We start from the raw sequence: 22,002 nt of genomic DNA, 5'->3' as shown, positions 1-22,002 counted from the left end.
CTTTATAAGCTGTAAATGTTTATTCCTTTACCCATTCCCACACATTCTCATTGGAAAAGCTGGCGGAGGGGTAGTCGATGTTGGCCACTGTGGGCGACTGGGCGTGGAGGGCGGTCCCAAACCACAGGGGGATAAAGGGACGCTCCTGAGCCAAGTATTCATCCAGCTCGGCCACCAGTGCCAGCCGTGCATCCGGATCGGTTTCCGCCCGGATGGCCTGGACGCGGTCGGTATAGGGCGCCAGGTCGGCCACATGGAAGATGTTGTTTGTGGCGGACAGGCGGCTCTCGGTGAACCACAGGGGCAGCGCGCCCGGGGTGTGGCTGGCAATGCCCATATCGTAGGTACCGTCGGACATACCGGCAAACATGGCCGCCGAGTCCACCGTCTCGATGGTGACATTGATCCCGGCCTCCGCCAGATTCTGCTGCATGAGGGCGGCCAGACCGGAGCGGTTGGAGGTGCACACCAGGGTATAGCTCCGCCCGTCGTATCCGGCCTCGGTCAGCAGGGCTTTGGCCGCCTCCACGTCCCGCTCCCCCGCCGGCACGGCGGCGCCGGCATAGGGGCTCTCGGGGCTGATGCTGCTCCCTGCCACCGTGCCCAGGCCATGGGTGGACTGCTCGCACAGCAGCTCCTTGTCCAGGGCAAGCTCGATGGCCCGGCGGACCCGGGCGTCGTGGATGCTGTCTCCGTTGAGCATGAGCTCAAAGAAGGTATTGGGCACCGTCCCCTCCAGTACCGTCACACCGCTGCTCTCCGCCAAGGGAGCATCCTCGGCGGACAAGCTGCCACCGATGGCATAATAATCCAGATCACCGGCGATGAGAGCGGTGAGGAGATTGGATTTATCCATCACCGTCATGACCAGATAGTCAAAGCCAGGAGCGCCCAGCTGGTAGTCCTTGTTGGCCTCCAGCGTAAGCTGGCTGCCGGGCAGCTCTTCCACGAATTTGCAGGGCCCGGAGCCTACTGGCGCCTTCCAGAGGTCCAATTCCATGAGCGTTGCCGGATCGGCCCTCTCCAGCAGGTGGGTGGGCAGAACATAAAACTCCCGGTTCTTGTCCAGCAAAAAGTCCTCCGGCGTGGTGGGACTCTTAAAGGTGAGCTTCAGGGTGTAGTCGTCTGTCGCCTCCACTCCGAAGGTCTCCCCCTCCACCCGGCAGCCATCCTGGTCGGTCCCGGTGAACACAGAGAAGTTCCCCCGGCCCAGCACCGGACAGGTGGGATCAGTCATAAGGGTAAAGGTTTCCACCCAGTGCTCCGCTGTCACCGGCGTTCCGTCGTGGAAAGCGGCCTTCTCGTCCAAGTGGAAGAGTGCGGTATAGCCATCCTCGCTTCCCTCCCAGCTCTTGGCCGCTCTGGGAGACAGGGTGCCGTCCGCGTGGACATAGGCCAGTCGGTCATAGATCTTGTCATAGACCATCCGGGCATAGTTGCTGCCCGAAACACTGTTGTAGGGCATCAGGGCGTCCCAGGCGTTGGAGATGCCGTAGTGGATGGTCACCGCTCCAGCACCACTTTCGGTGGGAACAGTGCCTGCCTCAGATGTTCCGCCGCCGCATGCGGCCAGAGCGAGGGTCAAGGCCAGAGCCAGAACCAGAGAGAGCAGTCTTTTCAAATGCGTCCTCCTCATTATTCCACCGTCACCGACTTGGCCAGATTCCGGGGTTTATCGATGTCGCAGCCACGCATGAGGGCCACATAGTAGGCAAACAGCTGCATGGGGATCACATCCAGGCTGGGCAGCAGCATGGGGTGGGTATCCGGCACAGTGATCACATGGTCCGCCGTCCGTTCCATCTCCTTGGCTTTGGAGGCCACAGTGAGACCCAGCACATCGGCGCCCCGGGACTTCACCTCCACTACATTGCTGATGAGCTTGTCGAAGAGCTGCACCCGGCTGGCCAGCGCCACCACTAGCGTACCATCCTCAATGAGAGAGATGGTGCCGTGTTTGAGTTCGCCGGCTGCGTAGGCTTCGGAGTGGATGTAGGAGATCTCCTTCAGCTTCAGGGAGCCCTCCAAACCAATGGCGTAGTCGATGTTCCGGCCGATGAAAAAGATGGACTCGTGGTTAAAATAGATGGAGGCGTAATACTGGATGGCCTCTCGGTGATCCAGCACCTCTTCCATCTTGGTGGGAATGGTAAGGAGCTCAGAGACGATCTCCTGATAGGTCTCTTCGCTCACCGTCCCCAGCAGCTCGGCAAATCGCAGGGCGATGAGATAGATCACCGCCAACTGGGTGGAATACGCCTTCGTAGTGGCCACGGCGATCTCCGGACCGGCCCAGGTATAGAGTACGTCGTCCGACTCTCGGGCGATGGTGGACCCCACCACGTTCACGATGGACAGGATCCGGCCGCCCAGGCGCTTGGCCTCCCGCATGGCGGCCAGGGTATCAATGGTCTCGCCGGACTGACTGATGACGATACAGAGGGTATGCTCACTCACCAGCGGTTCACAGTAGCGGAACTCCGAGGCCAGGGTGACCTCCACAGGCTTACGCAGGATGCGTTCCAGAATATACTTGGCCACCATACCCACGTGGTAGGAGGAGCCGCAGGCAATAATGTAGATCTTGTCCATGGCCTGGAGCTGCTCGCTGGTGATCTCCAGCTCATCCAACACCACCCGGCCATTCTGGATGCGGGGGAAGACGGTGTCGCGGAAGGCCTTGGGCTGCTCCATGATCTCTTTGGCCATAAAGTGCTCATATCCACCCTTCTCGGCGGCGGAGATCTCCCAGTCCACGTGGTGGAGTTCCTTCTCCACCGGCTGGAGGTAGGGGTGGTTATAGACCTGGATGCCATCCCGGGTGAGAACGGCAATCTCTCCATCATCCAGGTAGTACACATCACGGGTGTACTTGATGACAGCGGTGACGTCGCTGGCCAGGAAGTGGAACCCCTCCCCCAGGCCCAGGATCAGCGGACTGTCCTTCCGGGCGGCAATGAGCCGATCTGGGCAATCCGCGCAGATGATGCCCAGGGCGTAGGCACCCTCGATGCGGTGGAGTACCTTGGTGACGGCCTCCATGATGTCACCCCGGTAGTAGTACTCCAGAAGCTGTGCCACCACTTCGGTATCAGTCTCAGATACAAAGGTGACACCCTTGGACTCCAGGAATTCCTTGATCCGAGCGTAATTCTCAATGATACCGTTGTGGACAACGGCGATACGCCCGGAGGTACTTACCTGGGGATGGGAGTTGATATCAGAGGGCTCACCGTGGGTGGCCCAGCGGGTATGCCCCAGACCTACCGTTCCGTGGATCGTTTTGCCACCCTCTACGATATCGGAGAGTACTTTCAGTCTCCCCTTCGCCTTGACCACCTTCAGGCCGTCTGTCTCAGAATAGACCGCCAGGCCTGCCGAGTCGTAGCCGCGGTACTCTAACCGCTCCAGGCCATCCAGCAGGATGGGCGCTGCCTCTTCCCTGCCGATATATCCAACGATTCCACACATAGGGCAGATCTCCTCCAGTTCTTGGATAGAAAAATGAACGAAATGGGACGATAAATTATTATATCATCACCCCTGTCCTCCTACAACATAAATTTCACGCCGCCTTGAAATGGATAAAACCATGCTTGACATTATGCCTGGAACCCTCTATAATAAATGTTCGGTAACACATTTCCGGGTGTGGCGAAGCTTGGTATCGCGCTTGGTTCGGGTCCAAGAGGCCGTGGGTTCAAATCCCGCCACTCGGACCAAAATGTGTTGATGAAAGATGCAACGCCGAAAACGCCGCACGAAAGTGCGGCGTTTTCACATATAATGCGCCACTTTTAGAACGAAAAAGTTGCAAAAACTCGATTTTTCAAAATTTCAGTTTTGCCCAGCGAGAGGCGACATTTTGAAGATGCGCCCTGCCAGATTTGTGGTCTGGTGTGGTTCGAACACCGAGGCTTAAAAAAGAATAAGAAGGCAGGCCACCGTTCGGCTCCCTATGGGAGCGGACGGCGGCCTTTTTCGTTTCATTGGTGCTTATGTTGCTTTCGCTTCGTGTGTCTACCATTCCTTGGTGGTGTTGGTAATAGCTTTCTCGTAACCTTTCGGGTATGCTTGCGTTACAAAAAACGAAGGAGGTATCCGAGAATGGCAACCACTAAAAACTTGTGTGCTCAGATTCCCATCGACCTACATGAGCGGGTCAGCGAAGAACGGGAACGGCTGGGCCAGACCACCAGCGAGTACATCGCCAACCTCATCCAAGACTATTACAACATGATGGAAAATCAGAAAGGCGGCATTCAAATGACTGAAAAAGGCAGAACGATGGCATTCCAGATCCCCGAAGAACTCTTCCAGCGCATCAAGCGTCATCTGGAGCGCGAGACGCTCCGCACCGGCAAAAAGCTCACCCAGCGAGACTTCGTGCTGAACCTGATCACGCAAGCGCTGGACGAAGCGGACGCTGAGAACACCGCGGAGCAGAACATCCCCACTGAGGCCCCTGTCGCGCCTCGTGTGGCCGACGTGACCGCTCCAGCGAACACGGACACCCCCGACGAAGATAACGCCGTGTAAGCCCGCACAAAAGCCAAAACAAAAGAACACGATTTAGGGAAAGCCACCCAGGGCATCCGAGTATATCGGATGCCCTGGGTGGCTTTTTGCGTTTCATCAGAAAGGAGGCACACATTATGGCAAGCGAGATCAGAAATCGCTTCACAGACACAGAAATGCAGATCGCCAGAGAAACGGACCTGCCGGAGCTGCTCTCCCACCTCGGCTATCAGGTCAAGCGCGTGGGACGCTTCCATACTACCGCGGAGATGGACAGCCTGCGGATCAAGGACCGGCGTACCTGGTTCCGGTATTCCCAGAATACCGGCGGGGATGCCATCACTTTCCTCCAGCAGTTTTGCGGAAAATCCTTTCCGGAAGCGGTGGAGTACCTTCTGACCTTCCATGGGAAAGCCAGAGACGCACCCGCTCCGGAGCCAAAACCCATCAGCCAGAAGCAGGCGCTTTCCCTGCCGCCCCGCAATGCGGATGACCGCAGGGTCTTCGCCTATCTCCGTAAGCGAGGTATCGCTGCCCAGGTGATCCGACAGTTTCTGAATGCTGGGCTGCTGTATGAGGATGTGGTACATCATAACTGCGTCTTCGTCGGCAGGGATGAATCCGGACAGGCAAAGTACGCGGGACTGCGCGGCACCTATGATCTGAACGGTCCCGGCTTCAAGGGAGACGCTCCCGGCAGCGACAAAAACACAGGCTTCTCCCTCCCGCACGATCCGCAGTCAGATCTGGTGCTTGTCTTTGAGGCACCCATCGATCTGATGAGTTACCTCACGCTCCATAGAGACACAACCAACGCCGTTGCTCTGTGCGGACTCTATGACGGCGCACTGCAGACCTATTTGCAGGCGCATCCGGAGATCCGCCGTATTGCGCTGTGTCTGGACGCGGACGAGCCTGGGCAGAAAGCCGCCCAGCAATTACAGGAAAAGTATCAGTTACAGGGGTATGCCGTTACCGTGGAGAAACCGCGCTGCGGCAAGGATTGGAACGAGTATCTGCAAAGAAAGATTTGCAGCCGGGAAAGGGGGCGATAGCCAAAAGGACATCGTTTTCAACGCGGATAAAAAACAAAAAATATAAGGAGGACCTATGAATCTGAAAAAGAACCATTATTCCCGCAGAGCGCTGGCGCTGCTTCTGACGCTGGTCATGTGCGTGGGCATGATCCCCACCGCCTTTGCCGCCCAGCAGAACAGCTACCACGACCCCGCAGAACACTGGATGCAGGCATCCGGTCGAACCAATGAACTGGACGCCAACAGTGTTGTGACCCGCGAGACCTTCAAGTGCGGTGAGTGCGGCAAAGCCACATCTTTTGAGGTGTTCCGCGTTCCCGAATATACCCGCAATGGCCAGCCGGCACTTAGCCGCAATGTGAAATATTCGGACGGCACGATGGTAGATGGCGTCGGCAAAGGTGATACCATGGACGGCATCCCCGGCAAGGACGCCACCTATACCGGATATCACTACACCAAAGCCGTCTGTGAAACCTGCGGCGGCATCAACACAAATATGAGCAAAAGCGAGTACGGCTATCTGAAAAATGTCTACTGGCTGTATGACTGTGCCGCCGCATTTACGCAGGAACTGGACGAAACCGTTTCCTACGAGTATACGGATGATACCTATCACACTGTCACCACCAAGGGCGGCACCTACTGCGCATTCTGCTACGGTACCAATCATACGATCAGCCGCAAGCTGGAGCGCCACAGCATGGTGACGGAAGTCCTGCCCCAGCCGGCAAACGGACGCTTCGCTACGGTAGAGAAATGCAGCCTGTGCGACTACGCCCGCTATGACTACACGGCGGCAAAGGCAGTCATTGCAGACTATTACGGCGTGGTGGACGGCAAGCCCCATACCATCACGGTCAGCGACCTCTCCGAAGCCGGTGTCCGCACCTCTATCCGCTACGGCAACAGTGCGGATAGCTGTACCATGACCTCCGCGCCCAACTATACGGACGAGGGTCAGTACACTGTCTATTACGAGATCACCTACACCTGTGACGGTGTGGATATGACGGAAAACGGCGTGGCCTATGTCTGGCTGCGGGATGATACCACAGACGAGAACGGCAACTGCGGCTGTGGCTGCTCTAACCCCAACTGTGGCTGTCAGAACATGCATTGCAACGGAAATTGCTGCACCGACAAGGGCTGCGGTGAAAACCACAAGTATATTCTGCTGGACAGCACCAAAGCCGGCTGCACCACCCTTGGCTATGACCGCTACCTCTGTACGAAGTGCGGCAAAATCGAAAAGCGCGACTATGTGGACTCCCTGGGCCACGCATGGCAGGGTATCGTCATCCGTGACGCCACCTGCGAAACCGATGGCAAGCTGCTGGAGCTCTGCTCCCGCTGCGGCCAGATGAAGCAGACCGCCACGCCCAAGGGCGAACACAGCTATGAGGTCTATACCGTGGCCGCCACCTGTACCAGCCCCGGTTATACCGTCCGCGAGTGCTCCGTCTGTGGGGATCGTCACATTGAGGACATCACGGCGGCGCTGCCTCACAATTACGAATCCCATGTCATCGCCGCTACCTGCGAAAACGGCGGCAAGACCATCCACCGCTGCGACGGCTGCGGCAGCAGCTTCGTCACAGACTACACCGACGCGCTTGGTCATAGCTGGGATGAGGGAACCCTCGTTACCAACGCCACCTGCACCGGCGAGGGCGTCATGGAATACCGCTGCACCCGCTGCGGCTATCACCGCATCGAGGGCAACGAGGCGGCAGGTCATGTTCCTGGCAATGATGCCACCTGCACCCAGCCGCAGCTCTGTACCAAGTGCGGCGCAGTGCTGAAAAACGCGCTGGGACACGATTACAAGTCCGAAGTGACCGCCCCCACCTGCACCGAGATGGGTTACACCACCAACACCTGCGCCCGCTGTGGCGACACTACCAAGACCGACTATACCGAGCCTGCCGGTCATAAACCCGGTGACTGGATTATCGACAAGGAGCCTACCACCGACGATGCGGGCAGCAAGCACAAGGAGTGCGAGAACTGCGGCGAGAAGCTGGAAACGGCAGAGATCGAGAAGATCTACAACAGCGGCACCACGGACAGCAAGGGTGAGGCCATTGTGGGCGGATACCTTGTGACCGTCACCGATACCGACACCAAGAATCCTATTGCCAATGCTGCCGTGGCGCTCCATAAGGACAACAGCATCTCCATCCGCCTGCCCAATAGCCGCCTGCTGGACTACGCCGACCAGACCACCGTGACCGTGCAGCTTGTCAAGGACAAGAGTGCCGTTTCCGGTATGAGCATTTCTGTCACGGATAAGAATGACAACTACGCCTCCGGCAAGACCGACAAGGCAGGTCAGATCACCGTCCCCACCGGCAGCGGTAAGACCAACGAGGACGGCAAGGTCACTACTGGCTATGAGGACGCGGACGGTGACCGTTGGACGCTGACTGTCAAGGTCATCCGCACGGACACGAAGCGTCCCATCTCTGGCAGCGAGGTGTCCATCGGCAAGACCGGCAATATCACGGTGAAACTGCCGGACGGCACAGATCTGGACGCCAAGCATCAGGTGACGGTCATCGTGACCGACCACAAGAAGGCTCCCCAGCAGGGCAAAAATGTCACGGTCAAGGGTGATCTGGGTCAGTCTGCCGCAGGCAAGACCGACAAAAACGGCGAACTGACCGTCCCCGAAGTGGAGCAGGCCGAGCGCCACGGCGTTTACATCGTCGGCTACACGGACGGGACCTTCGGCCCCAGCCGCAGCATGACCCGCAGTGAAGCCGCCGCGATCTTCGCCCGCCTGCTGGCGGAGAAGAACGGCGATACCATTTCCACCGCGGCAAATACCAAGTTCACGGATATTCCCGCCCATGCCTGGTACTCCGGTTATGCCAAATACCTCAATAACAACGGTGTCACCTACGGTAAGAACAAGACCATCTTTGCCCCCGACGATGCCATTACCCGCGCCGAGTTCACAACGCTGGCCGTCCGTTTCTTTGATGTGTACGGCGATGGCGACGCTGAGATCATGGAGCAGTATAAGGACTTCAACGATGTGAGCGACGGCTATTGGGCCGCCACGTACATCAAGGCTGCCGCCAAGCATGGCTGGATCAACGGCTATGGCGACGGCTCCTTCCGCGCTGACGACGAGATCAACCGCGCGGAGGTTGTGACCATCGTCAACCGCCTGCTGGGCCGCGAAGCGGACGAGGACTACATTGCGGACAATCTCCGCAAGCTGAACACCTTCCCGGATGTCAGCCGCAAGCATTGGGCGTACTACGCAGTCATGGAGGCTGCCAACGCCCATACCGCCATTCTTGGTGACAGCGAAAGCTGGAGCAAGTAAATTGTATCCCCCTACGGGTGGTCTGAGAGCAGACCACCCGCACTTTTTAACTAAACCTAACCATTAAAAAAGGAGCACTGAATATGCTGAAAATCACTGCCATTGGCAATCTGACCCACGATGTGGAACTGAAGATGAACGAGAATACCGGCAAACCCTACGCTATCCTGCGAATCGCCTCGGACCGCCGCTATAAGGATAAGGATGGCAACAAGCTCACCGACTTTATCTCCATTAAGGTGCGCGGCCCTCTGGCCGAGCGCTGCGCCGAATTCGCCTGGAGGGGCTGTAAGCTGGCGGCCTCCGGCGATTTTGAGACCATCACCTTTGAGGACGAGCCGGAGCGCCAGCCCGGTTTCCTCATCAAAGCCAGCGATGTGGAATTCCTGTCTCCCCGCAAGGCGGAGGACGCGGCACAGGCGGTGGAGGATATGTCCGCCAGTGAGGACGCCGCCTGATGAAAAACACCGGGATCACATATACCAGCGCTGAACGCAGCCCTGTGATCCTGCCGGAGATGGCCGAGCTGCTCCCGCCTTTGAGCGCGGAGCAGCTCGACGCTCTGGAAACGGATCTGGTCAACAATGGCTGTTATTCTCCCATCATCGTCAATGAGGACATGGTCATCATCGATGGACACAACCGTCAGGAGCTGTGTGAAAAGCATGGCCTGCCGTACACGATGGCCGTTTTCTCGTTTGAGGATCTGCTGGAGGCTAAGCAGTGGGCACTGGATACCCAGAAGGGACGCCGTAATCTGGAAAAGTGGGAGCTGGGTAAGATCGCGCTGAAGCTGAAGCCGGAGATCGAGGCAAAAGCCAGGGCAAACCAAGGGACACGCACAGACCTTTCGGCAACATTGCCGGAAAGTTCCGATACTGTGGACACCCGCAAGGAGCTGGCAGAAGCAGTCGGCCTGGGTGAGCGCACCATGGGCAAGGTCATGCAGATCGATGAGAATGCCCCGGAGGTAATCAAGGAGGCTCTGGATAAGAAGGAACTGTCCATCAACAAGGGTTATGACCTGACCCGGCAGCTTCAGGACCTGCCGGAAGAGCAGCGGGAGCAGGCGGCCGCCGAAGCGCTGGAATACGAAAAAGCGAAAAAAGAACTGAAAAAGCAGGACGCCGAGATCGACCGAAAAGGAAAGATCGCGGCGCTTTTCTGCAAAGCGTATGAAAAAGCCGTCCTGCTGACACCGTCCGAGGAAAATGTCCGCTGCTGGACGGACGGGACGCGGATGACCCCGGAGGAAATGCGGGATACCGTAAAGGAATCCCGCGAGCTGGCGGAGGTGTTCCGGACGATTGCGGATATCATCGAGCAGAAGATCCTGCCCGCGGATTGGAGGTGTGCCGATGCAGAAAGCGAAGAAAACGATGCCCAGCCGGACGGGAATCTCGCCTGACGCGCAGGCGGAGATTTTGCAAAAGCTGTCTGCCGAGACGAAGATCACTTCCTGTGAGATCGCGGAGATCTTGAAAAAGCATGATGTCTGCGGAGATATGGATGCGCTCCAGGACGCCTACCGGAAACGGCTGGGACAGCGTCTCCTGTCCGGCATCCGGGACGAGAACGGCAAGCGGGAAATCCTCTCCACCAGCGGCGGCGAGTATGTCATCGTAGATTGCTGCAATGACCCGCAGAAGCTGAAAGCCATCCAGCGCCGCATTCAGGCGCAGATGAATGGGCTGGATGTGTCTGCCGGGAAGGTGCATGGGCGCGTTCACTTTTTAGAGCGTTTTGCGGGCTGGGTAAGAAAGGAGCGGTCAGATGGAGCGGCATGAGGAAATGCTGTCCCCGGAGGAACAGTACGCACAGCTTGCGCCGACGCTGGACACAGACGGTTTCTCGTTGTATGCCGCCGCGGAAGAAGTCACCGGGCTCAAGGTCTATGAAGAATTTCCCTATGAGGATAACCATGGAATGTTTGAGATGGCAGACGGACACACGCTGCTGCGGTATCTGGAAGCGGCATACTTTGGGACCGTTACCTGGGAGATCGTCCCCGGCACGCCCTATGAGCGTGCAATTCTCGGTGAAGTAGATAAAACCACACCGGAGTATCGCGCGTTTTATCAAAAGATCTGCGCGGGTGCGGCAGCGCACATCAAAAAACGTATTGGGAAGGAGATGAAGAATGTGAAGGAACCGATCTCAGAGATCAACAAAGAATCCTTCTGGGACCTGATCCATGATGCAAAAATCGCCTGCGGGCAGGATATGGACGTCATGCTGGCCTATCTGAAAGACCGGCTGGTTTCTATGGGCCCTACGCAGGCACAGAATTTCCACGACATCATCCACGCCTATGAAGATCTCGCGGACAAGTTCGGCTTGTGGGACGCGGCAGGGATCATGAAAGAATACGGCTGCAGCGATGACGGTTTTATCGATTTTCGCGCCTGGCTCATCGCACAGGGGCGCGAAGTCTATTTTGCCGCGTTGGCAGACCCGGACAGCCTTGCGGATGTCGTTCCCTACGGCGATTGCTGCTTTGAGCAGTTGAGCTATGTCGGGGACTATGCCTACGAGCAGCTCACCGGGAAAAGCGCCTATGATCAGACAGATTGGAGCGCATATGAAGCGCTTTTGATGAAGCTGGAACAGGATATCGTCTATAAGGGCGGCATCGAGTTTCCCAGAGAGGGCGCGGATCTGAAGAAATATCTGCCCCGGCTCTGTGCGAAGCATCCGGAGTGGGACGGTCAAACACGCTGGAATCTGCAGCTGAAGGAGATTCGGGATCTTATCCATGCCGGAAAGGACTATGACCGGCACCAGACATCAAATAAGAAGAAACGCAGCCGTGGAGGTGAGGCAAGATGAGCGAGTCCATGATTATTGGTGTTGACCACGGCTATGCCGCTATGAAAACGGCCCATTTCTCGTTCCCCTCCGGTCTGGTGGCGTATGAGCATGAGCCATATACGCTGAAGGACGTGCTGGAATACGGCGGAAAATTCTATGTGGTGGGCAGCGGGCGTCAGGCGCTTCAGAAGAACAAAACGCAGACAGAGGACTACTACCTCCTTACGCTGGCAGCCATCGCAAAGGAGCTCTCCTTCCGTCATGCGGAGCCTGCAGCAGAGATCCATCTGGCGGCCGGACTGCCTCTCACCAGCTTCGGACGGGAGAAAAATGCATTCCGGGACTATCTGCTCCGGGACGGGAGAACGGTGAGTTTCCGCTATGAGGGACAGGAATACTCTATCACCATCCGCAAGGTGTCGCTGTTCCCGCAAGGTTATGCCGCAGTCTTGACCCAGAGCATCCTGCTGGATGAGCCTTCTGTGATCGTGGCGGATATCGGCGGATGGACAGTGGATCTGATGCGTTTGGACAACCGTATCCCCAATGCATCGACCTGCCGCAGTCTGGAACTCGGTATGATCCGCTGTCTGGATGAGATCGGCGAGCAGATCCGCCGCGCACTGGGCCTGTCTATGACGGCGACACAGATGGAAAGCGTGCTGCGCGGCGATGCTGTCCATATCAATGAGGATGCCAGAAAAATTATTGACCGGCAGGCAGACGCCTATGTCCATCGCCTGCTCTCCGCCATTACGGAGAGCGGACTGGATACCCGTGCCATGCCTGCTGTTTTTCTGGGCGGTGGTGCGGCGCTGCTGAAGCGGAATGTATCCGCTGCGGACGGCCTTTGCCGTCCAGTCATCCTTGACGATGTGTCCCTCAACGCCAAAGGCTATGAGCGGCTGGCAGAGCGGCTCACAAAGAACGATGAGCAGTAACAAAAAGCGGATCAATCTGTCCTTTTCCATGTCCTCACCCATACAGCGCAGGGCGTGGAAGAAGCTGACGGAGATCCCCGCAGGACAGCGCACCGCTGCGGTCTGCCGCATGGTCTGTGAGTATAAAGGGCAGCAGGAACTGCTGGACGCCGTTCGCCAGACCATCCGGCAGGAACTGCGGGGAGTGCAGCTCACCAAAGAAGAAGCGCAGGATAGCGACAGAGCCGGGGATGTAGATGAAAGCGTCCTCGGCTTTTTGCTTGCCCTGCAGGAAGGAGATGAGATGACCTGATCCGATATTTTGATATGTTCGCCGGCATTGGCGGTTTCCGCTCCGGGCTGACCCGCGCGGGCGGTTTCCGGTGTGTAGGACACTGCGAGATCGACAAATACGCCAATGCCAGCTACCAAGCAATCTACGAACCGGGAAAGGAGGAACGATACTATCCGGACGCAACCCAAATTGACCCCGCAGACCTGCCGGACTTCGACCTGCTCTGCGGAGGATTCCCCTGCCAGGCATTTTCTAACGCTGGCCGCAGGAGGGGCTTTGCCGACGCCAGAGGAACTCTCTTCTTTGAGATTGCCCGATTGGCTCAAGCCAAACGACCTGCGTATCTGCTGCTTGAAAATGTTCCCGGACTTTTATCGCATGACAAAGGGAAAACCTTTTCGGTCATCCTCTCCGCACTGGATGACCTGGGGTATCATGTCGAGTGGTCTGTGCTTAACAGCAAACATTTTGGAGTCCCTCAATCAAGGCGAAGGCTTTTCATTATCGGATATCTTGATCCCCGATGCGCCGGGAAAATATTACCTGTCTTCGGCACAGGTGGAAAAGCTCTTGTACAAGTCCTCGGAGGGCCGCAAGGCTCCCGTGTCTACGACGCAGACGGAATAGCCTGCACGCAGACTGCCGGCGCTGGAGGTGTGGGCGGCAAAACAGGATTGTATATCATTCCGCAGGACAGACCCTTTGTGGATCTATGTGCCGGGGAGGCGAGACAAACGGAGGCCGCCCGCTGCCTCACTGCCCGTTATGGTCAGACAACGCTGTCTAATCATAGAGCAGAACGTTCCGGCGTTCTGCTCATCAAGGAAGCCACGAAAAAAGGCTATAAAGAGGCGAATCCCGGTGACAGCGTCGATCTCGGCTTTTCCGGGAGCAATACCCGCCGTGGTCGTGTGGGACAGGATATCGCCCACACATTGGAGACGAGCTGCATCCAGGGCATCGTGGAACGTGGCGGACGCATCCGGCGTCTGATGCCGCGGGAGTGTCTACGGCTGCAGGGCTTCGATGAGTGGCAGATCGACCGCATCCTCGCCATCCAGTCTGATGCACAGGCGTATAAGCAGGCGGGCAACAGCGTCACCGCCAATGTCATTGAAGCCATCGGGCGCCGTATCCGGGAGGTGGATGCTGAACTGAAAGCCGGTGCTGCCGCATGATCGGGCTGAAGGACCAGTGCTTCGGCGTGGAAGTTGAAATGACCGGCATCACCCGTGAGCAGGCGGCAACAGCGCTGGCCGCGTATTTTGCAACGGACGCCCGCTATGTGGGCGGCGCTTACGATAAATGGTGTGTGACGGATCGGGACGGCAAAGAGTGGACGGTCATGAGTGACTCCAGCATCCACGGGGAGCAGAAGATCGGCAGCGGCTATCGTGCAACGGGTGACTACAGATACCGCGTGGAGATGGTAACGCCAAAGCTCACCTATGCGGAACTGCCCAAGCTGCAGGAGTGTGTCCGGCAGGTACGCCACGCAGGAGCCAAGGCCAACAGCTCCTGCGGCATCCATGTCCATGTGGACGCAGCCAATCATAACCGGCAGAGTCTGAAAAACCTCATCGGCATCATGTACTCCAAGGAGGATATCCTGTTCAAAGCGCTGCAGGTCAATGAAAGCCGGGCGTCCCGCTGGTGTCAGAAGGTGCGGGAACCCATGCTGAAGCAGGCACGCAGGCTCTCGTCGGATGAGACAAGGGATCTGACGCAGCTGGAGAATATCTGGTATGAGGGAGATAACGGCAGCGCAGACCATTATAACTGGACCCGCTATTACGCACTGAATCTGCATTCGGTCTTTTACCGGGGGACGGTGGAATGGCGCTGTTTCAATTCCACACTCCATGCGGGAAAAGTTGCCGCCTATGTGAATCTGTGCCTTGCCATCTCCGCCCAGGCTATCGCCCAGCGCAGCACGGTCATGCGCAAGACCCACAGCGACAATGAGTTGTTTACCTTTCGGGTTTGGTTGGTGCGGCTGGGGCTCAATGGCGAGGAATTCAAGCATACCCGTGACCACCTGTTGGCAAATCTGGACGGTGATCGGGCGTGGCGTTTCGATAAGGACAGCTATACAGTCAATCAAAAGAAGAAAAAATCCAGAGAAATGGAGAGGTGAAGCCTTTGAAGATTCAAATTGAAGATACCGTGTACGAAGGGACCGCAGCCGGGATCATGGAACAGCTTCGGGATCTCAGCTTTGATCCCACAGAGTTCCCGGATGTGGAGACCTACATCTGGTTTGTACAGAACAATGTTATCCGCACCACGGGAATGGACTGTCCGCTGCCGGATGGCGATGCGGAGACACAGGCGGCAGCCCTGCTCCGTCATCTGGAACGCTTTGGCGCTCTAACGATGCTGGAGGTGTGACGTGGAGGAAAACCTGTATTTTGCCTACGGCAGCAACCTTGATCTGGAGCAGATGGCGCAGCGCTGTCCGGACGCCGAGATCGTGGGGCCGGTCAGGCTGGAAAACTACGAACTGCGGTTCCGCGGCAGCGGCTTTGCTACCGTTGCGCCGAAAAAAGGCAGCGTTGTCTACGGACTGGTGTGGAAGATCACGCCAAACTGTGAACAGTCTTTGGATCGGTATGAGGGGTATCCCCGCCACTACACGAAAGAAACCGTGACTGTTAAAGACGCGGCCGGTGCAGAGATCCCAGTCATGGTTTATATCATGGCAGAGCCGTATTGCCGCCAGCCTGCACTGCCGTCCCCGTATTATTACCGCGTGATCCAGCGGGGCTTTGAAGCCAACGGCCTGCCGGTGGACTCCCTTCGGGATGCGTGGAGCAGGACCATTGACGAGGTGTGGAGCGGCAGGATCGACAAGCCAAAGAGAGCGCCTGAGCGAAACAGAGGGCCGGAGCGGTAACTCAGAGCAGCGCCGGCGTCTGTGCAAGAAAGAAGATCACCAGAATAGAGATCACAAAGGCCAAGATCCCAACGAGCAGAAAAACCTTTTTGCCGGGGCGGATTTTTGCCGCCTTGCCGATCAGCGCGGCCGCGGCGACGCATACCGCGGAAACCAGTAAAGCGACGCCAAGCATCTTCCACAGCCATGAAAGCTCCCAAAACCATCTCATCACAGCCGCCTCCTCATATTTTTGTTCGTAAGCACAGTGTATCACAGGCGCGGTATCCGCGCAACAGACAGTCGGAGTGAAAAAGAGGTGTTCATTTTCCACGGTCTGTGTTACAATATCCCCTGTTTGCGGGAGGGGTGCGGATATGTTTTACACGATGGAGGAAGCAGCTGTCCTCGGCGGTTTTCTGGAACTGTATCTGGAACGGGACAGCGTGGACCCGGCAGTGCGGGAGCAGCATCGAAGATTTCGGCAAGGGCTGATGCGCGGTACATTGGAACGGGCCGATTATGAATGGGCGGCTGCGGTGCTGGGCTTCCTGCGCCCACAATGGTGGCCGGAGCATGAAGATCATCGGGCGTTGGAGAATGCCCTGCTGAAGACCCGGACGCTGGCATCCAAAAAAGAATAAGAATCACCATTTGCGGCAACGGCAGAGGAATCTGTCGCTGCCGCTTTTCTTTTGGGAAGGAGGAACCCATATCAGCACAGAAAAAATGAAAGTCCTTGTGGTGCGCCCCATGGAAATGCCTGAAGTGCAGGAGATCGACCACACTCTTTCTGCCATGCAGGAGCTCGTAGGCGGCACCATTCAGGCAGTTTACCCCTTCGATGACCCGGTGGCGCTCATCGCAAATGACGAGGGCAAGCTGCTGGGCCTGCCGTGGAACCGCGCCCTGACCGATGATCACGGTGTGCCGTATGACATTGTCTGCGGCACATTTTTTGTTGCCGGTCTTAAAGAGGATGATTTTGCCTCGCTGACGGAGCAGCAGATCGAAAAGTACAAGGACAAATACAGCAACGAAATGATCCTCTCTGTTCCGAAACAGCCGGAGGCGCATAAGAAACCGATGAAAAAGGAGAAACATGAACATGAAAGATAACTGCATTCTGACCGCTGAGTCAGTCACCGAGGGACATCCCGACAAGCTCTGCGACACCATCGCGGACGCGGTGGTGGATGCCTGCCTTACGCAGGACGCCGCTGCCCGCGTTGCCTGTGAGGTCATGGCCACAGCCGGAAAGATCATCGCTGCAGGCGAGATCACGGCAGCGAAGATTCCGGATATCCCTGCCATTATTTGCAGAACGGTGCGGGAAGCCGGATACGGCGGCAACGACTATGAGGTGGAGGTCATCACCCATGAGCAGAGTCCCGACATTGCGGAAGCTGTGTGCGGCGGCACGGAGACCGGCGCAGGAGATCAGGGAATCCTGTACGGCTTTGCCTGCGATGAAACAAAGGAGCTGCTGCCTCTGCCTGTGGTGCTGGCCCATCGACTGACCCGCCTGTTGACCGATACCCGCAGGCAGGGCATCATCCCCGGTCTGCGTCCGGACGGCAAGGCACAGGTGTCTGTGGAATACCGCTCTGGAGTCCCGTGCCGCGTTGCCGCAGTGGTGGTATCCTGCCAGCATGAGGAGGAGCTGCCCCTGCCGGAACTGCGCCGGGACATCCTGTGCCATGTGATCCGACCCGCCATGCAGGAACTTCCGCTGGACGAACATACCGAAGTGCTGGTCAATCCCTCCGGTCGATTTGTCCAGGGCGGTTTTGAAGCGGACACCGGACTCACCGGACGCAAGCTGATGGTGGATACCTACGGCGGCCTCGCCCCTCATGGCGGCGGCGCGCTGTCCGGCAAGGATGGAACGAAGGTGGACCGCAGCGGCGCGTACATGACCCGTTACATTGCCAAGAATATCGTAGCGGCAGGACTGGCCAAGCGCTGCACCATCAGCCTTGCCTATGCCATCGGCAAGGCACAGCCTGTGGCGGTGACGGTGGATACGGAGCATACCGGCATCTATTCCGATGATGTGTTGGAACAGGCAGTCCGCACGGTATTCAACCTGACGCCGGACGGCATGATCGGAACGCTGGGACTAGATCAGCCCATGTTCCAAAAGTTCTGCAATTACGGACACTTCACCCATGCGGACGCGCCCTGGGAGCGCACGGACATGACAGAGGTTCTGGAATGTGCCTGTCGTGCCAAGGACATGGGCGTATCGCACCGATAACAGAAAAGGCCCGCGAGAGATCGTCTCTCGCGGGCGTGTTATCACTGCACGGAATCCTTGAATGCCTTGCCGGGCTTGAAAGCCGGCGCTTTGGAAGCGGGGATTTCAATGGTGGCTCCGGTGGCGGGATTCTTGCCGGTGCGGGCAGCGCGCTCTTTCACCTCGAAGGTGCCAAAGCCCAGCAGCTGTACCTTGTCACCGGACTTCAACGCAGTCTGCAGCGTGTCGACAAACGCATTCAGAGCGGTGTCACAGTCCTTCTTGGTCAGGCCGCTGGCTTCCGCCATGGCGGTGATCAGTTCTGTTTTATTCATCGTATTTCGTCTCCTTCATATCTAAAATGACTGGAAATGATATGCGCTATTATAGCAGACTCCCCACCTGCTGACAATACTGCCAGCAAAAACAGAATCAGAGAGGATGATCATGATTTCAAAAGAAAAGAAGAACACCCTGCATATTGCGTCCTGCTCCTTCGGCAAAGACAGCCTTGCCACGATCCTGCTGGCGCTGGAGCACGGGGAACCGCTGGATGAAGCGGTCTACTGTGAGGTGATGTTCGATAAAAGGACCTCCGGCGAGGTGCCGGAGCATCGGGCATTCATCTATGAGACTGCGCTCCCCAGACTGGAACGGTTGGGCATCCCGGTCCGTGTGCTGCGTTCGGATAAGACCTATCTGAACCTGTTTGCCGGAACAGTTACCCGCGGTCCGAAAAAAGGACTTCGGCGCGGATTCCCTCTGTGCGGGCATTGCTACGTTCAGCGGGACTGTAAACTCCGTCCCATCCGCCGGTATAACAGGACTCTGACGCCGGATACTGTGCAGTATGTGGGCATCGCCAGCGATGAGCCGGTGCGCTTGCACCGCTTGCAGGGAGATCAGGTGTCCCTGCTGGAAAAATATCACTACACCGAAGAGGATGCAAAGCAGCTCTGCCAAACGGCAGGGCTGCTTTCACCTGTCTATGCGTTCACAGACCGTGGCGGCTGCTGGTTCTGCCCGAATGCCAAGCGGAAGGAACTGCGGCACCTTTATGACCACCATCCGGAGCTGTGGGCAAGAATGCTGGAGCTGCAGGCCATGCCGGGAAAGGTGTCCGAGAAATTCAACCGCACGGAGCGCTTTTCCGACATCGATGCGGCATTCCGAAAAGAAGATGCCCTGTGCCCAAAAGCGGCATAAAAAAGAAAAAGGAGATGAGAACCATCAGCAATCAGAAATATGAGATCACAGACATGGCCCATGAGGAATATCCGTTCCTGCACCGCATCCGCGCGCTGCGGGACATCTGCGGTGAGATCCGCGCAGGCGACATAGGTGGCTTCGTGGAAAGCGAAAGCAACCTGTCCGCGGAGCCGGGAGACTGCGCGTGGATCTTCGATGACGCCATTGCAGCGGGTGACGCCTATGTGGATCGGGATGCCTGTCTGCGGGGCGACGCCATTGCCTGTGGCAGCGCCTATGTTTCCAAAGGCAGCGTGATGAGCGGCCACAGCCACGCCGAGGACAACGCCTATCTCCGCGGGGCCTCCATGACCGGAAAAGCGCTGGCTTCCGGAAACGCGCAGATCATTCACGATCCCCATACGATGGGGACTCCCATCCTGTCCGGCAACTGCAAGGTGTATGGCACGGTGCAGGGGGATATCCGCATCACCGGTTCTGCCGTGATCCTGCCCTGCGAGGAAGTCCGCAACGATACAAGGGATACCTTTGTCCTGAGCGGCAAGAGCCGGAGCGTGATCCGCGGCATCGGGCGTGAGACCTTAAAACCTCTGCAAAAAGAAGTAAGTCCTATGAAAACAAAAACGCCAAAGAAACGAGGTGTGGAGCGATGACCGTGTATGAGCAGGAGCTGCGAAAGCTGTTTGAACACAGCAATCTTGTGGATCGGCCTCAATTCTCCGGGCGTGTGTGCGTGGGAGATCTCGGAAAGGACCTGCGTGTACGGGTGGAGTTTCTCTCTACCCATATCTCCAGCCAATATGACGCCATCCGCCTCACGGTGCTCAACCGCACGGAGGGCGTGGTGGACCGGACGCTGCTGCGCTTTCAGGATGTCTGGGGTAAAAAGCAGGTGCCGAACAATCCCAACTTCCGCAGCGGCGTCATTCCCCACCTGTGGGATGACTACGGAAAAGTGGAATGGTACGCCTATCATCCCACTGCCGCGGACTATGCCGCTCTGCGGGATGCCGTCGGTCAGTATCTGTCCGCATTCCGGGAGCGCACGCCGGAGCTGGAACGGAGCGGCCCCAAGCTGGTCTATATCTGTGCTCCGCTGCGGGGCGATGTGACAAACAATGTGGAGTTTGCGCGGCAGAAAGCGCAGGAGGTGTTTGTGGAGGGAAATATCCCTATCTGTCCGCATCTGCTGTTCCCGCCTGTCGCAGATCCCACCGATCCCGCCCAGGACGAGAAAGCCAGGGCGATGGGACTGCGCCTGCTGGAATCCTGTCAGCAGATGAATGTGTACGGTCCGGTCTGGACGGATGGGATGTGGCAGGAGATCTATAAAGCCGGTGAGCTGGGCATCCCCGTGATGACGGATCAGAAAACCATTGGCTGGACGCCGCCTGCACGGCATCCCAAAAGAAAGGAGAGATAAATGCCAATTGAGAGGATCACTGCGGACGATCTGCGGGATATGGAGCATCAGGAGGGACTGGTGCTGCAGGGCTGCGGCGGAGAGGCACAGGAGTGGCTGGATGGCATCAACGACCTGCTGACGCAGGACGGCATCCTGCAGAATGGCAGCCGCTTTGAGACGGTCAAGGTTTTTCAGCACGATGGACTCACCAATCTGCTGTTCCCCTTCGAGGACATTCAGGTGGATATGGGGAAGCTGGCGATGTGGCGTTTGCAGACCCACGGCGCATTCGGCGGCACATGGCTGTCCGACTATGTTCCCAACAGGCTGGGCGGGTTTCGCTCCGTCCGGCAGGAGAACCCCCGCCCTCTCTGCCCTCTGCTGGGGCAGGACGGCAACATCTTCCATCTGATGGGTATTGCCGCCAGAGTTCTTCGGCAGAATGGCATGGCGGCAGAAGCAAAGGAAATGCAGACCCGCATCATGGGCGGAGCGTGCCACAGCTACGAGGAAGCACTGGGAATCATCAGCGAATATGTGGAGACGGAGCTGTCTCCGCCCCGCGAAAATCGAACGAAAAAGAAGGAGAAGCATGAGCATGAGCGATAATCAGAAATGGAGCATCCTCCAGGGGGATGCTCTGAAGGTGCTGGGGACCTTTGCCCCCAACACCTTTGACGCTGTCATCACCGATCCGCCCTATGCGTCCGGTGGGCGCACCCAGGCGGAGAAAAACAAATCCACAGCCAGGAAGTATTCCAGCATGGGCGAGAACGCACCGCCCCCTTTCGATGGGGACGCCAAGGACCAGCGCTCCTGGACCCGTTGGGCGGCGGAGTGGTTGTATGAAGCGCGAAAGGTATGCAAGAGCGGTGCGCCGGTATGTATGTTTATCGACTGGCGGCAGCTTCCCGCAGCCACAGACGCCCTCCAGTGGGCCGGTTGGATCTGGCGAGGCACCGCTGTCTGGGATAAGGGCAACAGCCGCCCGCAGAAGGGGCGCTTCCGCCAGCAGGCGGAATATATCGTCTGGGGCTCCAACGGCGATATGCCTATCAGCCGTCCGGTCCCGTGTCTGCCGGGGGTGTTCAAATACGGCAATCCCCAGAGCCGCATCCATCTGACGGAGAAGCCGCTGCAGCTGATGCGGGACATCGTGAAGATCACGGAACCGGGCGGGCATATTCTGGACCCCTTTGCCGGCAGCGGTACCACGGTGCTGGCGGCTGTGCAGGAGGGCTATACCGCCACCGGCATCGAAGTCACAGACACCTATGCGGAGCTGGCACGGGAACGTATTCGAGCCGAGCTGGAAAAGGCGGCATGATCTACTGAGCTGTCTGGCAACACTAC

25 protein-coding genes and 1 tRNA gene are annotated in these 22,002 nt (G+C 57.6%); 22 read left to right on the top strand and 4 right to left on the bottom strand.

Features of this window, described 5'->3' with window-relative positions; translation table 11 throughout:
* Positions 1-19: 19 nt before the first annotated feature.
* The gene (locus E0E29_RS10945) at positions 20-1,621 is read right to left on the bottom strand and encodes an ABC transporter substrate-binding protein (protein WP_242622467.1); all 1,602 of its coding nucleotides are present in this window, start codon (positions 1,619-1,621) and stop codon (positions 20-22) included.
* Positions 1,622-1,635: 14 nt separating this feature from the next.
* On the bottom strand, positions 1,636-3,471 hold the full coding sequence (gene glmS, locus E0E29_RS10940) for a glutamine--fructose-6-phosphate transaminase (isomerizing) (protein ID WP_130849880.1): 1,836 nt from the start codon (positions 3,469-3,471) through the stop codon (positions 1,636-1,638).
* 174 nt (positions 3,472-3,645) lie between these two features.
* Between glmS and E0E29_RS10935 the strand changes: the two genes are divergently transcribed.
* The 14 genes from E0E29_RS10935 to E0E29_RS10870 all read left to right on the top strand — a co-directional run bounded on the left by E0E29_RS10935 (position 3,646) and on the right by E0E29_RS10870 (position 15,817).
* Positions 3,646-3,722 (top strand) — tRNA-Pro (locus tag E0E29_RS10935).
* 385 nt (positions 3,723-4,107) lie between these two features.
* Complete coding sequence (locus tag E0E29_RS10930; RefSeq protein WP_242622466.1) at positions 4,108-4,539, top strand: translation initiation factor 2; 432 nt, start codon at positions 4,108-4,110, stop codon at positions 4,537-4,539.
* 116 nt (positions 4,540-4,655) lie between these two features.
* Positions 4,656-5,573 (top strand): toprim domain-containing protein, encoded by a 918-nt coding sequence (locus E0E29_RS10925; protein ID WP_242622465.1) that lies wholly within the window; start codon positions 4,656-4,658, stop codon positions 5,571-5,573.
* A gap of 55 nt (positions 5,574-5,628) precedes the next feature.
* Complete coding sequence (locus E0E29_RS10920; protein WP_130849879.1) at positions 5,629-8,895, top strand: S-layer homology domain-containing protein; 3,267 nt, start codon at positions 5,629-5,631, stop codon at positions 8,893-8,895.
* 83 nt (positions 8,896-8,978) lie between these two features.
* The gene (locus E0E29_RS10915; protein WP_130849878.1) at positions 8,979-9,353 is read left to right on the top strand and encodes a single-stranded DNA-binding protein; all 375 of its coding nucleotides are present in this window, start codon (positions 8,979-8,981) and stop codon (positions 9,351-9,353) included.
* Positions 9,353-10,303 carry a ParB N-terminal domain-containing protein gene (locus E0E29_RS10910; protein WP_242622464.1) on the top strand — a complete coding sequence of 317 codons (951 nt, stop codon included), beginning with the start codon at positions 9,353-9,355 and terminating at the stop codon, positions 10,301-10,303. Before E0E29_RS10915 ends, E0E29_RS10910 begins: the two co-directional genes overlap by 1 nt.
* Positions 10,254-10,682: a synapsin-1 (Synapsin I) gene (locus tag E0E29_RS10905; protein WP_130849877.1), complete on the top strand. Its 429-nt coding sequence runs from the start codon at positions 10,254-10,256 to the stop codon at positions 10,680-10,682. The genes E0E29_RS10910 and E0E29_RS10905 overlap by 50 nt, the downstream gene beginning before the upstream one ends.
* A complete protein-coding gene (locus tag E0E29_RS10900) occupies positions 10,669-11,724 on the top strand; it encodes a DUF4240 domain-containing protein (RefSeq protein WP_242622463.1) in 1,056 nt (351 codons plus the stop codon). Before E0E29_RS10905 ends, E0E29_RS10900 begins: the two co-directional genes overlap by 14 nt.
* Positions 11,721-12,647: a ParM/StbA family protein gene (locus tag E0E29_RS10895; RefSeq protein WP_130849876.1), complete on the top strand. Its 927-nt coding sequence runs from the start codon at positions 11,721-11,723 to the stop codon at positions 12,645-12,647. Before E0E29_RS10900 ends, E0E29_RS10895 begins: the two co-directional genes overlap by 4 nt.
* Positions 12,637-12,939, top strand: coding sequence for a hypothetical protein (locus tag E0E29_RS18740; protein WP_242622462.1), 303 nt, complete (start codon positions 12,637-12,639; stop codon positions 12,937-12,939). Before E0E29_RS10895 ends, E0E29_RS18740 begins: the two co-directional genes overlap by 11 nt.
* 14 nt (positions 12,940-12,953) lie before the next feature.
* The gene (dcm, locus tag E0E29_RS10885; RefSeq protein ID WP_130849875.1) at positions 12,954-14,099 is read left to right on the top strand and encodes a DNA (cytosine-5-)-methyltransferase; all 1,146 of its coding nucleotides are present in this window, start codon (positions 12,954-12,956) and stop codon (positions 14,097-14,099) included.
* Positions 14,096-15,058, top strand: a complete 963-nt coding sequence (locus tag E0E29_RS10880; protein ID WP_118624466.1) for an amidoligase family protein — start codon at positions 14,096-14,098, stop codon at positions 15,056-15,058. Before dcm ends, E0E29_RS10880 begins: the two co-directional genes overlap by 4 nt.
* Before the next feature lie 5 nt (positions 15,059-15,063).
* Positions 15,064-15,312 carry a hypothetical protein gene (locus tag E0E29_RS10875; protein WP_116722042.1) on the top strand — a complete coding sequence of 83 codons (249 nt, stop codon included), beginning with the start codon at positions 15,064-15,066 and terminating at the stop codon, positions 15,310-15,312.
* 1 nt (position 15,313) lies between these two features.
* The gene (locus E0E29_RS10870) at positions 15,314-15,817 is read left to right on the top strand and encodes a gamma-glutamylcyclotransferase family protein (RefSeq protein WP_130849874.1); all 504 of its coding nucleotides are present in this window, start codon (positions 15,314-15,316) and stop codon (positions 15,815-15,817) included.
* Position 15,818: 1 nt separating this feature from the next.
* Here E0E29_RS10870 and E0E29_RS10865 read toward each other — a convergent pair whose 3' ends face one another.
* Positions 15,819-16,028: a hypothetical protein gene (locus E0E29_RS10865; protein WP_130850851.1), complete on the bottom strand. Its 210-nt coding sequence runs from the start codon at positions 16,026-16,028 to the stop codon at positions 15,819-15,821.
* Positions 16,029-16,173: 145 nt separating this feature from the next.
* Between E0E29_RS10865 and E0E29_RS10860 the strand changes: the two genes are divergently transcribed.
* The 3 genes from E0E29_RS10860 to metK are packed head-to-tail and all read left to right on the top strand — an operon-like array spanning position 16,174 to position 18,056.
* Positions 16,174-16,440 (top strand): hypothetical protein, encoded by a 267-nt coding sequence (locus E0E29_RS10860; RefSeq protein WP_130849873.1) that lies wholly within the window; start codon positions 16,174-16,176, stop codon positions 16,438-16,440.
* A gap of 10 nt (positions 16,441-16,450) precedes the next feature.
* Positions 16,451-16,915, top strand: a complete 465-nt coding sequence (locus tag E0E29_RS10855) for a DUF3846 domain-containing protein (protein ID WP_341273104.1) — start codon at positions 16,451-16,453, stop codon at positions 16,913-16,915.
* Positions 16,905-18,056: a methionine adenosyltransferase gene (gene metK / locus E0E29_RS10850; protein ID WP_130849872.1), complete on the top strand. Its 1,152-nt coding sequence runs from the start codon at positions 16,905-16,907 to the stop codon at positions 18,054-18,056. Before E0E29_RS10855 ends, metK begins: the two co-directional genes overlap by 11 nt.
* A gap of 41 nt (positions 18,057-18,097) precedes the next feature.
* Here the strand turns inward: metK and E0E29_RS10845 are convergent, their stop codons facing one another.
* On the bottom strand, positions 18,098-18,370 hold the full coding sequence (locus E0E29_RS10845) for an HU family DNA-binding protein (protein WP_116722047.1): 273 nt from the start codon (positions 18,368-18,370) through the stop codon (positions 18,098-18,100).
* Between the two features lie 112 nt (positions 18,371-18,482).
* Between E0E29_RS10845 and E0E29_RS10840 the strand changes: the two genes are divergently transcribed.
* The 5 genes from E0E29_RS10840 to E0E29_RS10820 are packed head-to-tail and all read left to right on the top strand — an operon-like array spanning position 18,483 to position 21,976.
* Positions 18,483-19,241 carry an adenine nucleotide alpha hydrolase family protein gene (locus tag E0E29_RS10840; RefSeq protein ID WP_130849871.1) on the top strand — a complete coding sequence of 253 codons (759 nt, stop codon included), beginning with the start codon at positions 18,483-18,485 and terminating at the stop codon, positions 19,239-19,241.
* Positions 19,242-19,255: 14 nt separating this feature from the next.
* Positions 19,256-19,897: a hypothetical protein gene (locus E0E29_RS10835; protein ID WP_130849870.1), complete on the top strand. Its 642-nt coding sequence runs from the start codon at positions 19,256-19,258 to the stop codon at positions 19,895-19,897.
* The gene (locus E0E29_RS10830; protein ID WP_130849869.1) at positions 19,894-20,667 is read left to right on the top strand and encodes a DUF7768 domain-containing protein; all 774 of its coding nucleotides are present in this window, start codon (positions 19,894-19,896) and stop codon (positions 20,665-20,667) included. Before E0E29_RS10835 ends, E0E29_RS10830 begins: the two co-directional genes overlap by 4 nt.
* Positions 20,668-21,258, top strand: a complete 591-nt coding sequence (locus tag E0E29_RS10825; RefSeq protein WP_130849868.1) for a hypothetical protein — start codon at positions 20,668-20,670, stop codon at positions 21,256-21,258.
* Entirely contained in the window at positions 21,248-21,976 is a 729-nt protein-coding gene (locus E0E29_RS10820; RefSeq protein ID WP_024723025.1) for a DNA-methyltransferase, read from the top strand. Before E0E29_RS10825 ends, E0E29_RS10820 begins: the two co-directional genes overlap by 11 nt.
* Positions 21,977-22,002 lie beyond the last annotated feature (26 nt).

This window comes from Intestinimonas timonensis (assembly GCF_900626145.1).
Lineage (GTDB): Bacteria > Bacillota > Clostridia > Oscillospirales > Oscillospiraceae > Intestinimonas > Intestinimonas aquisgranensis.
Note: the sequence above shows the minus strand (reverse complement) of the source record. Positions and strands in the feature narration are given on the sequence as shown.